Origin of the sequence: Enhygromyxa salina, assembly GCF_002994635.1 — a bacterium.
GTDB lineage: Bacteria > Myxococcota_A > Polyangia > Nannocystales > Nannocystaceae > Plesiocystis > Plesiocystis salina_B.
Genome location: NZ_PVNL01000125.1, coordinates 1 through 15,058, shown reverse-complemented (window position 1 = coordinate 15,058; position 15,058 = coordinate 1). Strand labels below are relative to the sequence as shown.

Genomic DNA, 15,058 nt, shown 5'->3' with positions numbered 1-15,058 from the left:
GCACCGAGCCCAGATCGAGGTGCCTCCAGCTCAGATCGCTCCGCCGAGGCCACGCTCGAGGGCGCCACGCGTGCGTGTGAGGGCGCGCTGCTCAGCCAGGGATCGCTGCGGCCCGATCAGCGCCTGTCCTCGAGATCGCCGAGTCGGGCGCGGACGGTTGCGTGGCGCAGCTGTGGTTGGTCTGGTGGGGGCAGGCAGGGGGTCTCGAAGCTGGCGTACTCGCTGGTCCTGGCGTGGTTGCTGAGTGAGCCGGGGGTGATGGCGAGCGCGCCGTCGACCACGCTCCACTCGATTGGTGCGGCGTGCAGGAGGTGGCCGTTGGCGTCGCGGACGTCGGCGATCAGGTGGGCGTCGACGACGAGCAGGTCGAGGGTCGCGGCGTCACTGAGCTCCACGGCGATCAGGGGGGGAGAGTCGAGGGTGGCGCCGCCTGGCAAGGTCGCGCGAACGTGGCCGTGGGCACCGGGGCGCAGGCGGACGGCGAGCTCGCCAGGGGACAGGCGCTCGCCGCGATCGGCGGCTGGGGTGATCGTGTCGATGCCGGCGCCAACTCCCTCGAGGAGTAGCTCGGGCGCGGTCCAGTAGATGACGCCCTTGGGGTTGCTCAGGCGCATCAGCGGCACGTCGACCTGGCCGGCGAACACCCGGCGCGCGGTGTCGGGGGGCTCGAGCAGATCCTCGAGGTCGCGGCCTGGTGCGAGGCCGACAACCTTCAAGCCGAGGCGGGGATCGTCGACCAGCGCGAGCGTGCGCAGCCGCCACTCGTCGAAGCCGAGCCGCATGTGGGCGTCGCTGTCGGCAATCGCGAAGCGCAGTCGCTCCACCCGCTCGCCGCACGCGGTCGGCGTCAGCTCCCAGATCAGCTTGGGCTCGACCTCGCCTGGGCCGTCGAAGTGCAGGCAGCCGTCGGCGTCGAGCTGGCCGAAACCCGTCACGGTCTCGCTGAAGCAGGCGCGGAACTTGGCGCGATCCTCGATCCACTCGTTCCCCGCCATCAGGATCTGGGGGCAGAGCATCGAGCCCAACAGGATCTGGTCGCCGCTGCGAAACTCGACGAGCGGATCGACGAGCGGGTCGAGGTCAAAGCGCAGGTAGCCAAATTCGCCTTCATGGTGACACGCCAGCGACGTGAGCAGCGTTGCCAGCAGCACGGTTTGCACGCCTGTACGCACAAACTCACGCTAGCTGGGTTCGCGAACGGGGCCCGCGCCGAGCTTGCGCGGTGGCTGCGAGAGTGACGATTGGCTAGATTCGCCCGCGCCCGCGTGGGCCATGAACTCAGGACATGCATCACTCTTCCGCAGCTAGGTTGGCGTCGAGGCGGGTCGTTGTCGTGGGCGCGGGTCATGCCGGGCTCGAGGCCGCGTTTGCGGCAGCGCGTGTCGGGGTGCCGGTCACGGTGGTCACGGGCACGCGCGCGACGATCGGGCAGACGCCCTGCAACCCCAGCGTCGGTGGTGTCGCCAAGGGTCACCTCGTCCATGAGATCCACGCGCTCGGAGGGTTCATGGGTCGGGCCGCGGACGCCTGCGCCATTCATGGCCGCGTGCTCAACCTCAGCAAGGGTCCGGCCGTGCACGCGACCCGCCTGCAGGTCGACAAGCCTCGCTACGGTCGCTACGCCCAGGCCAGCCTGCTCGATCACCCGGGCATCACCACGATCGAGGGTCTGGTCGAGGCTGTGGGTGTGGACGATCGCGGGCGCGTGCGCTCGGTCCGGCTGGCCGACGGCAGCGAGCTCGAGGCTGGCGCGGTGGTGATCACCACGGGCACGTTCCTCGGCGGGGTGCTGCACACGGGGGCGAGCCAGACGCCGGGCGGTCGCGTCGGCGAGGCTCCGGCCACGGCGCTGTCGCAGCAGCTGCGCAGCCTGGGGTTTCGCCTGGTGCGGCTCAAGACCGGGACGCCGCCTCGGCTCGCGCGCGCGGGCATCGACTGGGACGCGCTCGAGCCCCAGGGCAGCGACGATCCATTCCCACGGTTCTGCGCCGCCGACGAGCCCGACGCCCCGGCGCGGCTGCCCGAGGTCCACTGCCACATCACCTTCACCAACGAGGCCGTGCATGAGCTGATCCGGGCCCACCTGCACGAGTCGCCGATGTACTCGGGGCAGATCAAGGGCATCGGTCCGCGCTACTGCCCGTCGCTGGAAGACAAGGTTGTGCGCTTCGCTGACAAGCCGCGCCACCAGATCTTTCTCGAGCCCGAGGGCCTCGAGCCCGACGCGTTGATCTACCCCAACGGGATCTCGACCAGCTTACCGGCCGAGGTCCAGGACGCGTTCGTGCGCGCGATCCCAGGGCTCGAGCACGCGCGGGTGGTTCGGCCTGGCTACGCGGTCGAGTACGACGCCGTCGACGCCCGCGCGCTGACCCATGAGCTGGCCAGCAAAGATCACGAGGGCATGTACTTCGCCGGGCAGATCAACGGCACCTCTGGCTACGAGGAGGCCGGCATCCAGGGGCTGATCGCGGGCGCCAACGCGGCGCTGTGGCTGCGCGAGCGAGCGCCGCTGCATGTCGCGCGCGATCAGGGCTACGCCGGGGTGCTCGTCGACGATCTCGTGACCCAGGGCTGCGATGAGCCGTACCGCATGTTCACGTCGCGCGCCGAGTTCCGCCTGCTGCTGCGTGAGGACAACGCCGACGACCGGCTCGCTGGGCTCGCGCACGCGCACGGGTTGATCTCGGACGCGCGCCACGAGCTGGTCCAGCGCCGGCTCGAGCTGGTCGAGCGCGCGGTGGCTGAGCTCGACCGGCGCGGTGGATCAGGGCCGGGGCCCGGGCCCGACCACGCGCCCGCCTGGATCGTCGCCAAGGCCCAGGCCCGGCGGACCTACGCGGGCTACCTCGAGCGACAGCGGCGCGAGGTCGCCCGGATTCGCGGCGACGCTGGCAACGTTCGGCTGCCGCTGGATCTCGACTACTTCGCGCTCGATGGGCTCACGCGTGAGGCGGCGGAGCGTCTCGCTCGGGTGCGACCCGGGACGACCCATCAGGCCGCGCGAATCCCCGGCATCACCCCAGCGGCGCTGTCGTGTCTGTGGGCGCACGCCCGCACGCTCAAGCGTCAAGCTCGACCGGAAAGCTCGACGGGATGACCCTCAGGATCCAACGAGGGCGGTCATCAGTCGCTCCACGTAGGTCCGCGAGACCTTGAGCCGGGTGCGATCGCGCAGCACGGCGAGCCGCCGGCCGCCGGCCTCGGCGATCACCTCCAAGACCCGATCGACACGCACGATCGTCGAGCGATGGATTCGCACGAAGGCGCTGGGATCGAGGGCCTGCTCGAGCGCGTCCATGGACTGTCGGTGCAGGAAGACCCCGCGGGCAGTGTGGAGCTCGGCGTAGTTCTTGGCTCCGCCAATCCAGTCGATCTCGTCGGCCATCACGATGCGCGCCCGGCCAGGTTCCTGGATCACCACGCGCTGAAGGTGTCGCCGAGGCGGTGGCGCGGCGGCCCTCACGAACTCGAGCAAGCGACCGCTCAGATCCTCGAGGTTGCGACTGCGAGCTGCTGCCTTGGCCCGCCGCAGCGACTGAAGCAAGCGACGATCCGTGAACGGCTTGAGCACGTAGTCCAGCGCGTGGGCCTCGAAGGCGTCGAGCGCGAAGTCGTCGTACGCGGTCACGAACACCACGACAGGCGGTGACTCCCCCGCGATCCGGCGCGCGACCTCGAGCCCGTCCATGCCGGGCATCTCGATGTCGAGGAACACCAGGTCGGGCCGGAGCGCCGCGATCGCCGAGAGCGCGGCGGGGCCGTCGGTGCACTCCCCGACCACCTCGAGCTCGGGATCGTGAGACAGCACCGCGCGCAGGCTGCTCAGCGCCAGCGGCTCGTCATCCACCAGCAGCGTTCGGATAGGTGGCGTTGGCGTGGTCTGGGTCATCGGCGGGTTTGTCTCGCTCGCGGGCTGGGTCGGGGCGCACCCGCAGCTGCGCGCGCGGGTTGCTGGGCAGGATCATGTGCAGGCGGATCTGGTGCGGGCTCGAGCCGGGTGTGGGGCTCGCGGACACGAGCTCGAGCTCGAGCGTATAGGCGTCACCGTACAGGTGCTGGAGCCGAGCGTGGACATTCCTCAGGCCGACGCCAAAGCCGGCTCGATCCTCGGTGTCCGCCGCCATGCTGTTGCAGATCTCCAGCTCGAGCGCGTCGCCGACGACGTGTCCACGGACCCGGACGAAGTTGTCGGTGCGCTCGCTCGAGACCCCGTGGTGCACGGCGTTCTCGATCAAGGGCTGAAGGATGAGCGGCGGCACGGGCACGGGTCCACACGCGGCGCTCACGTCCCACTCGATCTCCAGGCGGCCCTTGAAGCGGACGGCCTGGATCGCCAAGAACCTGCGCGTGAACTCGAGCTCCCGCGCCAGCGGGACGGTGGGGCGCTGCTCGGTCTCCAGCGCGTAGCGGAGCATGCCGCTCAGATCCGCGATCAGCTCGAGCGCGGCGTCGGGCTCGCCCGAGCGGATGAGCCCCGCGATCGCGTGGTGGGTGTTGAACAGGAAGTGCGGATGCAGCTGGGCCTTGAGCGCGTCGAGCTCGCTCCGCGCGAGGCGACGCTCGAGCTCGGTCTTCTCGAGCTCCAAGGTCGCGGCTTCGGTCGCCCGGGCGATGGCGTCTCGGGTCCCGTGGTGCACGTGGGCGGCCGCGACGATCAGCCAGTACCACTGGTAGTCGAACAGCGTCATGACCAGTCGAAACGACACGATGTCCTCGAGCTGACGGGCGTCGGCGGGCTGCCGAGCCACGTCGATCAGGATCCACGCGCTGCACACCAACAGCATCCACGCGAGGCTCACCCCCACCTGAATCAAGACAGGCCGAACCCCGCGGCCGAGCCCCATTCGCTGATGTTTGGACAGCCAGAAGATCCCCGGCGCGAACGCGGCCAACACCGCCCACGCCGGCATGTGGGCGAAGAACTGGTCTGCCCAGCTCGCGTCGGGGTTGTTGCGGAGCGCCCCGATGTACAACGTGGTGGCGAAGTACACGTCGAGCGCCAAGAACACCGCGATGTCCAGTATCGCGAATGTAGCGATGCGTCGACGCGCCGAGTGCTTCTGCGCGCGCATGAGCTTCGTTAATTAGCAGCTCCTCGTCGCGCAGGCGCGTCGTAAATTGATGAGCGGATTGGCGCGTTTGGCGCGTCGTGTCGCCGGGCGGTTCGTCCCGCGCCTGGGCTGGTTCGTCCCACGCATCGTCGTGTTGGTGTCTACGGCCTGGTCGTGCGTCGCCGGAGGCTCTATTCCGTGCGGACCGGGGAGGCGATCGACTCCCCACTTCGCTTCAACTCGACTCATCAACGAGAAGGAAATACCCATGATCAAATCCCGACTGTTCCTGACCCTCGCAACCTTCATCGTCGCCTTTGGCGTGGCAGCCAGCGCCGCGGCCTTGCCCCCAGACCCGAGTAACTACAATCCGGATTGTAGCGATGAGGGGGATGACGCCGATTTTTGGTATCAGATCTGCCGTGATCAATCCATCGAGATCGCGTGGACCTCGGATGAGATCGATTACTGCGAGGAGGAGTGCCAGCTGACGAATGACCCTGCGTGCTACGAGGCCTGCGACGAACTCTACGATATCTACTACCAACAGTACTACACGCTGCAGTACGTCTGCGATCAATCGATCACCACCCAGGCCGCGTTCGAGGCCTGCCTCAGCAGCTCGCACCCCTGAACCCATGATGCTCGCCGCGCGGACGCGAGCGCGATGAGAACCAAGACGAAGGGCGCCCCAGTGGGCGCCCATTTTGCGTGGCAGCGTCGCCGCGGCGAAGCAGACGACGGCGTCGATCCGCTCACGAACGTGAGCGGTTGATCAGCTCGTTGAGCAGCATCTCGTCGAGGTCGGACAGGTCCGTGAACCGGATCGCGATGCCGCGCTGGCGCCCACCGTCGGCGAGACCCGAGCGGACGACCTCGGCGTCGAGCATCAGCGGGTTGCGGTCGCTGCCTCGGTTGAACGAGACGGTGACCGGCGCCCCAATCGGGAGCGGACGGTTGGTGCGGACAAATGCCCCATGCGTCGAGAGGTCGATCGTCCGCGACATCAGCATGTAGTGGTGCTCAGGCGCGTGAAGCTTGATCTCGATCGCAACCGAGATTCGCGGACGCGTTCGACGATCGGCTCCCGTTGATTGCTCGGTCACGGCGGCTTCCACGGAAGAGTTATAACACTTTCGGTCGGTCAGGAAAAACGGTTAGATGGATGAATCCGGCACTTTTGGGTCGGATGGACAGGGTGTTGCACACCCCCAGATGCGGTGTGTTTGAGCAGCTGCGTCGGGCGGAGTGTGCGCGGCGTGAGCTAAACACGCTGGATCCGCGGACTTGGCGCCAAGTATGCTCGTAAACCGCGCAGGGCCGGTGCGGGCCGCCACGGCGGCTTCAAGGAGCAAAATGTCCGAATTCGCGGCTCCAGGGGCGGAGAGTGGTGTGCTTGACCAAAGTTGCCGGCTGAGCACAATGCACCGCCTTGGCCGGGAAGATCCACGATCAAAACGCGCAATACGCGTCTATGTGGTGCGCAGTTACGCGTCCGCTCGGTGCCGCAAACCCACACGGTGGGATGCGATCTCCCGTGGCCGTGAGGGGGACGACGTGAAGGTCCACTTCATCGGCATCGGAGGCACGGGCATGGGCGCGCTCGCCGGTCTCCTGAAGGCGGCAGGTCACGAGGTGCGGGGCTCCGACGGCCCGCTGTATCCGCCCATGTCCACCCAGCTGGCCAGCGCCAGCATCCCGGTGTTCGAGGGGTTCGCCCCAGGCAACTTGGAGTGGGGGCCAGACTGCGTGGTCGTTGGCAACATCTGCCGGAAGGATCACGTCGAGGTGCTCGCCGCTCGCGAGCGCGGCGTGAGGCTCGAGAGCTTCCCGAGCATGCTCGCCGCCAGTCTGCTCGAGCAGCGTCGCGCGTTGGTGGTCGCCGGCACCCACGGCAAGACCACGACGTCGAGCCTGCTGACGTGGATGCTGCGGGTCGGCGGGCTCAGCCCGTCGTGGCTGATCGGCGGCGTCCCGCAGAACCTGACCCAGGGCTTTCACCTCGGCGGTGGCGATCTGATCGTGCTCGAGGGCGACGAGTACGACACCGCGTTCTTCGACAAGCGCTCGAAGTTCCTGCACTACCGCCCGACCCGGGCGATCATCACCAGCGTCGAGTTCGACCACGCGGACATCTTTGACGACTACGAGCAGGTCCGCGACGCGTTCGTCGACTTCGTGCGCCTGATCCCCGCCAACGGGCTGCTGGTCGTCGACGCTGGCAACGACGGGGCGCTCGAGGTCGCGGACGCGGCTGGTTGCGAGCGCGCCACTTATAAAGTGCTCGAGCGGGGGGAGAAGCCCAGCGCCGAGCTGGCGACCTACTGCGTCGAGCTCACGAGCCGCGCGGGCGAGCGGCGGTCTCGGTTCGAGCTGTACGAGCGCGGCGAGCCGCTCGGTGAATTCTCGACGCTGCTGACCGGCCACTACAACCTCGCCAACATCGCGGCCGCGTTTGCGATCGCGCGGGCCGAGGGCTGCGAGGTCGAGCGGCTCCGCGAGGCCATTCGCTTGTTCCGCGGCGTCAAGCGGCGGCAAGAGCTGCTCGGCGTGGTCGCGGGCGTGCGCATGATCCAGGACTTCGCGCACCACCCCACGGCCGTCGACCTCACGATCAAGGCCACCCGACGCCGCTACCCGGATCACTCGCTGCACGTGTGCTTCGAGCCGCGCTCGAGCTCGTCGCGCCGCGACGTGTTCTTTGCTGGCTACGCCAAGGCCTTCGACGCCGCCACCCGGGTCTACATCGCGCCCGTCTACGCGCCCGAGCGCGTCCCCGAGGGCAAGCTGCTCGACGTCGTGGGGCTCGGCGCGGCCCTGCGCGAGCGTGGGGTCGACGCCAGCTCCTTCGACGCGATCGACGACGTCGCCACGGCGGTGCTCGAGCGGGCGGCGCCTGGCGACACCGTGCTGCTGCTCTCGTCGGGCAGCTTCGGCGGCCTCGCCGATCGCCTGCTCGAGTCGCTGGGCGACGCCGTCACCTTCGCGCAGCCCGAGGACCTCGAGGCGATCGATCAATTGTTGGTCGCGTGTGGCATGGCCACCCTGCGCGATCCCGACCAGATCGAGAGCCTGGTGATCCGCCCCAGCCGCGAGCGACAAGAGGCCGGCAGCGCGCCGTTGCCACCGCTGATCGGCTGCGTCCAGCTGCAGCTCGTCGAGGACCGTGCGTTCTTGTTCGGTCTGGCGGTCTCACCCGAGTGTCGCGGTGAGGGCCTGGGCTGGGTGCTGGCCGACAGCATCATGCGGCGCGCCCGGACGCTCGGCGCTCGCTGGGTCCACCTGATCGCCGGCGAGACCGCCGACTTCTTCACCGACAAGCTGGGCTTCGCCGAGGTCAGCGCCGACGACCTGGATCCGGCGCTGCGCGGGCTGTCCAATTTCGAGGCGGCCTACCACGAGGGCGCGACCTGCATGGCCTTCGAGCTCGTGCGCGAGGGCTGAATTTTTCGAGGTTCGGCCACCTCACGATGAGCGCGTCAACGTTTAGCTTCTTCGCGTCGGCCGTGATCGCCTCGGGCGCGGCGTTGATCGCCATGGTGGTCCGCCAGCCGCGAGCCTCGCTGGCCGCGTTTGGGATCGCGCTGGCGGCGTTGATCGTGCCCTTGGTCCAGCTGCGCGCGCCGACCGTGGCTGCGGTCGTGTTGTTGGCGAGCGGGCTGATCATCGCGCTGCTGGCCGGGCTGACAGGCGTGAGTCGAGGGGCCGACGCGCCCGCCGTCGCGCGTGGGGGCCGGTCCCTGGCATTTGGGGTGCCCGCCACGCTCGGCCTCGCCGGGTTCGTGTGGGTCTTGCTCGCGACCGGCTCGCGGCAGGTCGTCGAGCTCGGCCCGCCGATCGAGCCTGGCGCTGCGTTTGGCGACGGCGACGTGATCCTCTTGCAGGTCGCGGCCGACCACACGGTCCCGGCCCTGGTCGTCGCCCTGCTGGCGCTGTGCAGCGTGATCGCGGCGGTGCTGACCCTGGTGTTCGAGCGCCCCGAGGCGAGCACGCAATCTTCACAAAGCCCTGGTTCGTGATGCTGCCGATCACCCACTACCTGTACCTGGCCCTGGCGCTGTTTGGCGTTGGGCTGGGTGGGGCGCTGCTGCGGCGCTCGTTGGTCGTGGCGCTGCTGGGGATCCAGCTGATGCTGGTCGCGGTCGCGCTGTGCTTTTGCGCCTACGCGCGGTTCTTCGCCGACCCGAGCGGGCAGATCACCGCGCTGTTGATCGTGCTGGTTGGCCTGTGTGAGCTGGGGGTCGCGGTAGCGATCGCGCTGCGGGCGATCCGAGCCGACGGCCCCGGCGCCGCGACCTTGCTCGACGACTGGCCGAGCACGCGCGACACGCCCGAGACGCCCGAGCCGCCCGAGTCGCCCGAGTCGGGAGGGCACTCGAGCTGATGGCCCGCGAATTTCCACTGTGGGTGATCGTGGTGTTGCCGTGGCTCGGCGCGCTGGGCTGCCTGCTGACGGCGTGGCCGGGCGCGCGGCTGCTCGGGTCCGAGCGGGCGCGGATGCTCGCCCACTACCTCGGGCTCGGGGCCTCGGCGCTGGCGATGTTGTTCACCCTGCAGGCGATCCAGCTGCTGCTGGCGCCTGAAGATCCGCGCGCGCTCGCCCACACGCCGCTGGTCGACGTGATCGAGCCGCTGATCATCGGCGACGTCCGGATCGACTCGACGTTGATCGCCGATCGCCTGTCGAGCAGCGCCGCCCTGCTGCTCCTGGTCGTGTTCGTGCTCGCGCGGATGTTCGTGCCCGGGCCCGCGGGCCAGCGCGCGCTCGGGCTCGAGGCGCTGCCACAGCGGTCGCCCGACGCACCGCCCGAGTCGCCCGAGCAGCTGGCCGAGCAGCTGGCCGCGACCGCAGGTGGCCTGCGACGGCTGGCCTTGCTCGGGCTGCTCGAGGGCGCCGCGCTGTTGTTCGTGCTGGCCAGCGACATCGGGCTCGCGGCGTTTGGTTGGGCGCCGCTGGGGATTGGAGCGGTCGTCGCGGTCGCGCGCGAGGTCGGCGACGAGCGACGGGCGAGCGCGGCCACCCGGGTGCTGGCGCTGGGACTTGGCGCCGATCTGGTGCTTGGCGCGGCCGCGATCGCGTTGGTCGTCAGCGGAATTGGACTGGCGCACAACAACCTGTGGGCGCCGCTGACCGGTGATCATTTGTACGCCGCTGCGATCCCCGGGCTGTCGTTCGCGGATCTGATCGCGCTGCTGTTGTTGGGCGCCGCGTTCGCCCGGTTGTCGAGCCTGGCGTGGGCGGGCAACTCGCTGGCCGAGGCGCTGCTCGATGCCGTGCTGATCCCGGTCCCGGCCGTGTATCTGCTGCTGCGATACCTGCGAGTGCTGTCGTACGCGCCCAGCGTGCTCGCGGGGCTGCTCGTCGTGGGCATGGTGGTCGCGCTCGCGGCCGCGGCGATCGCCTTGGTCCGACCCGAGCGCGGCCACGCCAAGCACCGCGCGCGGGCTGGGAGTGAGGTGGGTCTGTCGGGGACCGGGCTCGCGTGGGTTGGGGTCTTGATGATGGCGCTCGGCGTTGGGGCGTGGCGGACCGCGGCCCTGTTGTTGCTCGCCCACGCGCTGGGTCGGCTCGGCTTGCGGCTCGCGCTGCTGATCGCCGACGGCACGCAGCTGCCCAGCTGGTCCGCGCGGATCGGTCGGATCCTGGGCCTGGCCGTGGCGGGGGTCGCCCCCGGTCTCGGCTTCGTAGTGTTCGCCCAGACCCTGGTCGACCTGGTCACGCGCGACAGCTTGCTGGGCCCTGGGTTTGGGTGGCTGGCCGGCGGCGTCATGTTGCTCGTCGTGTTCATGCATGCCGCTGGGATCGCGCGGATCTGGTACCAGAGCCTCAACCGTCAGCCGGGCGCCGACGCCCACGAGCTCGAGGACGACGAGGACGGCCTGGACTTCGCGCCGCTGGTGGTGCTGGTCGTCGCGCTGATTGGCCTGGGCGTGGTCGTGCTGGGATCCTGGTTTGGCGTGAGCGACTCGCCGCTGGTGTGGCTCGACAAGGTGCTGCCGCTGGCCGGTGGCCACGAGTCCGCCCCGACGGGGCTGCGCGAGTCGATGCGCGACGGCATCGAGGTCGCGCGGCCGTGGGTGGCTGGCGGCGCCGTGATCGTCGCGCTGGTGACGGGGTTCGCCTGGATGTGGACCCGCGAGCGGTTCTTGCGAGCTCACGGCGGCGAGCTGTCGAGCTACGCGGGCGCGCTCGAGTCGGCGCTTCGCTGGCCACGCAACCTCGCAGGCTCGTGCGGGCTGGCTTTGTCCGGGCTGACCGAGCTGGCCGCCCGCGGGATCGGCCGCGGCGTGTTCGAAGAGGGTCCCCGCGTGGCCCGAAGCTTGGCGCGCGACATGGGTGCCTCGATCGCGCCGCGCCTGCGCGGGCTCGCGCCCAGCGGCGGTCGCCAGGCGCTGCTCAGCATCCTGCTTGGGTTCGCGCTCGTGCTGGGCTGGCTCTACGCCAAGCCCGAGGTCTCGAGCGCGCTGCCAGCCGACAACTACGGGTTTGGTGGGCTGCGACCTCGGCTGATCCGCGCGGGCGGTGAGGAGGCCACGGCCAAGCCCAGCGCGAGCGAGCAGCCGGTCGCGGAGCCCGAGACGCCAGTCCTGCCGGCCGCGCAGCCGCGACAAGACGGCGCCGAGCCGCCGCCACTCCCGACGCCGCCGGAGCTACAGCGATGACCCTCACCAGCGCCGTCGTGTTGTTGCCGCTCGCGGTCGCGCTCATGGTCGCCGCGGTGCCGCGCAGCGAGCCGGCCCTGACTCGGGCGCTGGCCCTGCTCGGCGCGGTCGTCGAGCTTGGGTTGATCGTCGCCTTGATCTCGCGCTTCGAGCCGGGCGGCGCGGCGGTCCAGCAACCGTTTGTGCGCCCGTGGCTGCCGGCCTACGGCGTCGAGTGGTCGTTCGGGATCGACGGCAGCGAGCTGGCCATGTTGCTGCTGATCGGTCTGGTCGTGCCGCTCGCGCTGGTGATCGGTCCGCGGCCGCGCCCGGGTGAGCCGCCGCTGTTGGTTGGGATGCTGAGCCTGCAGACCGCGTGGGTGGCGGTCGTGCTGGCGCGTGATCTCGTCACGCTCGCCGCCGCGTGGGAGCTGGCGGCCGTCGCAACCGTGATCTTGTTGGGCGAGCGCGGTGACGGGAAGATGGGCGTGCCTGGTCGCACCGCGGCCGCCCGCCGCTACGCCGCGCAAGTGCTGCCCGGGGCCGCGGCCTTGGTCGCGCTGGTGATCCTGCTGGGGGTCGCGCACGCCCACGCGACCGGGGGTGTGTGGAGCTGGAGCCTCGACGCGCTCTCGCAGCTCACGCTGCCGCCGGGCACTCAGTACTTTGGGTTCGCGCTGGTGATGGTCGCGGTCGCCACCGCGCTGCCGATCTGGCCGCTCCACGCGCCGCTGATCTCGATCTGTGTGACCGGGCCGACCCAGGTGGTCGCCGCGGTGCTCGGCGTGGGGGGCCCGCTGGGGCTGTTCGTGCTGATGCGCGTGGGCCTGCCCATGTTCCCGCTGGCCGCGGGCGAGTGGGCGGATCCGATCGCCGCGGTGGCCGTGGTCGGAGCCATCTATGCGGCGCTGGTGTGTTGGGCCGAGCGTGAGCCAGGTCGGTTGCTGGGACACGTCGCGCTGCTGCACCTGTCGCTGGCGATCGTCGCGGCGGTCTCGGGCAGCGCCGCTGCGCGGGTCGGGATGGGGCCCTACTTGCTCGCCCACGGGCTCGCGTTGACGGTGCTGACGACGGTCACCCACTCGCTGCGGCGCGACGGCGTGGGCAACTTGGGGGAGCTGGCGGGCTGGGCGTCGGTGGCTCCGCGGGGGCTGGTGGTGGCGATGCTGGCCGGCCTGTTGCTGGTCGGGGTGCCGGGCTCGGCCGGGTTCATCGGTGAGCTCGGGATCGTCGTGGGGGTGCTGCGCGAGGGTGACCTGGCGCTGCTGCGTCCGGGCACGTGGGGCTTGCTGGCCGCGGCCGCCGTCGGAGTCGGTGCGCTGGGGCTGCTGCGCAGCTTGTGGCAGGCCGGGCGAGGCAGCGCGCGACCGGGCCTGGTCGCGCGCTTGAGCGAGCTGGATCTGCGCGAGCTGTGCGTGTGCGTGCTCGCGCTGGTGCTCGCGGTGATCCTTGGTGTGGTTCCTGGGTGGCTGGTTCGACGGATCGAGCCGGCCCAGCGGCGCGAGGTCGAGCAGCTCGTGCTGGGCCGCTGTCTCGCGATCGAGGCCAGCGTGCAGAAGGGCGGCCACGCGCGGGCTCGCATGCACGCTGACCTGGTCGAGGAGCTCGGCGCGGTGTGCCTGGATCCGGATGCGCGGGTGCGACAGTTCTACGGATTGCCGGGGGACGCCGCGGTCGAGCAGGAGGGTGCGCCGTGATGTTGCTTGGGCTGGTTGCCGATGAGGGGCCTACGCTGGTCGAGCAGCTGGGGGACGCTGCGCCGATCTGGATCTTGCTGATCGGCGCGCTGGGGCTGCTGCTGAGCGACGCGTTCGCGCGGGTGCGCGAGTCTGGGTTCCTGCGCATGCTCGCGCTGTTGATCGTGGGCGTGGCGACGCTCGCTGCGTGGATGCGGGTTGGGGATCCCATCTATGACCTGGGGCGGTTTACGCTGTCGGGATCGCTGGTCGCGGATCATTTGACGGGGTTTTGTGATCTGCTGGCGCTGCTGGCTCTGGGGGGTGTGGTCGGGCTCGCGCGTGAGCGTGGGAGCACGCATGAGACCGCGCGCCGGGCGTTTGGTGAGCGTGAGCCGTTGTTGCTGCTGGCGGGGGCGGGGGCGCTGCTCTGTATTCACGCTGGGGATCTGTTGGTCGTGTGGTTGGGTGTCGAGCTGCTGAGCATTGCCGCGCTGCTCACGATGTTCGCGGGGCATGACTCCGTGGGTGAGCCGGGCCGGCGCAACGCGCTGCTGATTCAGCTGATCCCTGGGTCGGTCGTGTCGTGCCTGCTGTTGCTGGGGATTGCGCTGATCTATGCGGCGCTGGGGACGACCAGTCTGGATGGGTTCGCGGGGGGCGCTACGCGGGTGTTCGCGCAGTGGGGGGGCGTGCAGCGCTGGGTGACCGTGCTGGAGCGATATGGGGCGGAGATCGCGACGCAAGATCCTGCGGCGCACCAGCAAGCTCGCAATGAGATCGTTCGTGGCCTGGCCCCCGCGGCGCTGTTCTTGCCAGGGCTGTTGCTGCTGCTCGGCGGGCTGCTGACCAAGCTTGGGTTGCTGCCGTTCGCGCGTCGGCGTGAGCTGGTGGAGGAGGCGCCGCTGCACGTGACCGCGCTGTGGTCGACGGTGGTGGTGGTCGCGCTGGTGGCCGTGCTGCTGCGGGTGTTCGTTGGGGCGCTGCATAGCCCGCGCTTGGTCAATGAGCCGTACGGGTGGACGGGGGCGCTGCCTAGCGTGGCGTTGATTAGTGGGGGGTGGGCTTCAGTTGTGGTGCTGCGGCAGCGGCGGCTGTCGCGGGTCGTGGCGCTGTTGGCTCTGGTGCAGCTGTCGCTGGTGCTGCTGGGGGTTGTCGCGGCCGGCAGCTTTCATGGGCACATCGGGATCGGGGCTAACTATATTGCGCCGACGAATGAGGTCCTGTGGTCGCGGCTTGCTGGTGACGAGGCGTATACGGCGGTGTTGGTGCTGTTGGTCTCGCATGTGGTTGCGACTGTGGGGTGCTTTGCGGCGATCGGGGCGAGTCGGGGATTTCGCGGGCCCGAGGTTCGGATGCAGCACTGGGCGGGGATGGCTGCGCGACGGCCTGTGTTGGCGGCTGCGTTTGCGATCTGTCTGCTGTCGCTGGTTGGGGTGCCGCCGCTTGCGGGGTTTGTCGGGAAGCTGGGGGTGCTGCGGGCGTTGGCTGAGCACAGCTCGATGCGGTGGATGTTGGTGGTGGTTGCGTTGGAGCTGGCGATTTGTGCGTGGGTGGTGCTGCGGATTGTGGCTGCGATGTACTTTGGGGATGAGACCGTGAGTGAGCCTGGGGAGCGGGCGGAGCCTAGTTTGTGGCCGGCTCGGATTGCGGTGGTTGCGGGGGGGGTGTCGGTGGTGCTGGGGG

At 69.7% G+C, this 15,058-nt stretch carries 12 protein-coding genes; 8 read left to right on the top strand and 4 right to left on the bottom strand.

The genetic code is table 11. The annotated features are described in order from the left end of the window. Window positions 1–116 precede the first annotated feature (116 nt). Window positions 117–1,151 carry a hypothetical protein gene (locus ENSA7_RS33210; protein WP_146158423.1) on the bottom strand — a complete coding sequence of 345 codons (1,035 nt, stop codon included), beginning with the start codon at window positions 1,149–1,151 and terminating at the stop codon, window positions 117–119. 182 nt (window positions 1,152–1,333) lie between these two features. On the opposite strand from ENSA7_RS33210, the gene mnmG reads away from it, so the two are divergent. Next, window positions 1,334–3,100: a tRNA uridine-5-carboxymethylaminomethyl(34) synthesis enzyme MnmG gene (gene mnmG, locus ENSA7_RS33205; protein WP_443655668.1), complete on the top strand. Its 1,767-nt coding sequence runs from the start codon at window positions 1,334–1,336 to the stop codon at window positions 3,098–3,100. Window positions 3,101–3,103: 3 nt separating this feature from the next. Here mnmG and ENSA7_RS33200 read toward each other — a convergent pair whose 3' ends face one another. Both ENSA7_RS33200 and ENSA7_RS33195 read right to left on the bottom strand, forming a co-directional pair. After that, window positions 3,104–3,892: a LytR/AlgR family response regulator transcription factor gene (locus ENSA7_RS33200; RefSeq protein ID WP_106093434.1), complete on the bottom strand. Its 789-nt coding sequence runs from the start codon at window positions 3,890–3,892 to the stop codon at window positions 3,104–3,106. After that, entirely contained in the window at window positions 3,843–5,075 is a 1,233-nt protein-coding gene (locus ENSA7_RS33195) for a sensor histidine kinase (protein ID WP_106093433.1), read from the bottom strand. Before ENSA7_RS33195 ends, ENSA7_RS33200 begins: the two co-directional genes overlap by 50 nt. 247 nt (window positions 5,076–5,322) lie before the next feature. On the opposite strand from ENSA7_RS33195, the gene ENSA7_RS33190 reads away from it, so the two are divergent. Next, window positions 5,323–5,688: a hypothetical protein gene (locus ENSA7_RS33190; protein WP_106093432.1), complete on the top strand. Its 366-nt coding sequence runs from the start codon at window positions 5,323–5,325 to the stop codon at window positions 5,686–5,688. Between the two features lie 121 nt (window positions 5,689–5,809). On the opposite strand, the gene ENSA7_RS33185 is transcribed toward ENSA7_RS33190, so the two are convergent. After that, entirely contained in the window at window positions 5,810–6,160 is a 351-nt protein-coding gene (locus tag ENSA7_RS33185) for a PilZ domain-containing protein (protein ID WP_181234350.1), read from the bottom strand. Window positions 6,161–6,611: 451 nt separating this feature from the next. On the opposite strand from ENSA7_RS33185, the gene ENSA7_RS33180 reads away from it, so the two are divergent. From ENSA7_RS33180 to ENSA7_RS33155, 6 genes are all read left to right on the top strand, one after another. Further along, window positions 6,612–8,498 carry a GNAT family N-acetyltransferase gene (locus ENSA7_RS33180; RefSeq protein WP_181234349.1) on the top strand — a complete coding sequence of 629 codons (1,887 nt, stop codon included), beginning with the start codon at window positions 6,612–6,614 and terminating at the stop codon, window positions 8,496–8,498. Window positions 8,499–8,524: 26 nt separating this feature from the next. Continuing rightward, window positions 8,525–9,073, top strand: coding sequence for a hypothetical protein (locus tag ENSA7_RS33175; RefSeq protein ID WP_106093429.1), 549 nt, complete (start codon window positions 8,525–8,527; stop codon window positions 9,071–9,073). Next, complete coding sequence (locus ENSA7_RS33170; protein ID WP_106093428.1) at window positions 9,073–9,438, top strand: NADH-quinone oxidoreductase subunit NuoK; 366 nt, start codon at window positions 9,073–9,075, stop codon at window positions 9,436–9,438. Before ENSA7_RS33175 ends, ENSA7_RS33170 begins: the two co-directional genes overlap by 1 nt. After that, a complete protein-coding gene (locus tag ENSA7_RS33165) occupies window positions 9,438–11,717 on the top strand; it encodes a hypothetical protein (RefSeq protein WP_106093427.1) in 2,280 nt (759 codons plus the stop codon). The genes ENSA7_RS33170 and ENSA7_RS33165 overlap by 1 nt, the downstream gene beginning before the upstream one ends. After that, window positions 11,714–13,393 (top strand): proton-conducting transporter transmembrane domain-containing protein, encoded by a 1,680-nt coding sequence (locus ENSA7_RS33160; RefSeq protein WP_106093426.1) that lies wholly within the window; start codon window positions 11,714–11,716, stop codon window positions 13,391–13,393. Before ENSA7_RS33165 ends, ENSA7_RS33160 begins: the two co-directional genes overlap by 4 nt. Then, window positions 13,393–15,058: proton-conducting transporter transmembrane domain-containing protein (locus ENSA7_RS33155; protein WP_106093425.1), on the top strand; the 1,666-nt coding region annotated here is incomplete at its 3' end. The genes ENSA7_RS33160 and ENSA7_RS33155, both read left to right, overlap by 1 nt.

What these genes read in the sequence shown, in the direction of transcription:
- ENSA7_RS33170 (WP_106093428.1), top strand. Translation starts at nt 9,073, where the DNA reads ATGCTGCCGATCACCCACTACCTGTACCTGGCCCTGGCGCTGTTTGGC.
- ENSA7_RS33175 (WP_106093429.1), top strand. Translation starts at nt 8,525, where the DNA reads ATGAGCGCGTCAACGTTTAGCTTCTTCGCGTCGGCCGTGATCGCCTCG.
- ENSA7_RS33195 (WP_106093433.1), bottom strand. Translation starts at nt 5,075, where the DNA reads ATGCGCGCGCAGAAGCACTCGGCGCGTCGACGCATCGCTACATTCGCG.
- ENSA7_RS33200 (WP_106093434.1), bottom strand. Translation starts at nt 3,892, where the DNA reads ATGACCCAGACCACGCCAACGCCACCTATCCGAACGCTGCTGGTGGAT.
- ENSA7_RS33160 (WP_106093426.1), top strand. Translation starts at nt 11,714, where the DNA reads ATGACCCTCACCAGCGCCGTCGTGTTGTTGCCGCTCGCGGTCGCGCTC.
- ENSA7_RS33190 (WP_106093432.1), top strand. Translation starts at nt 5,323, where the DNA reads ATGATCAAATCCCGACTGTTCCTGACCCTCGCAACCTTCATCGTCGCC.
- ENSA7_RS33165 (WP_106093427.1), top strand. Translation starts at nt 9,438, where the DNA reads ATGGCCCGCGAATTTCCACTGTGGGTGATCGTGGTGTTGCCGTGGCTC.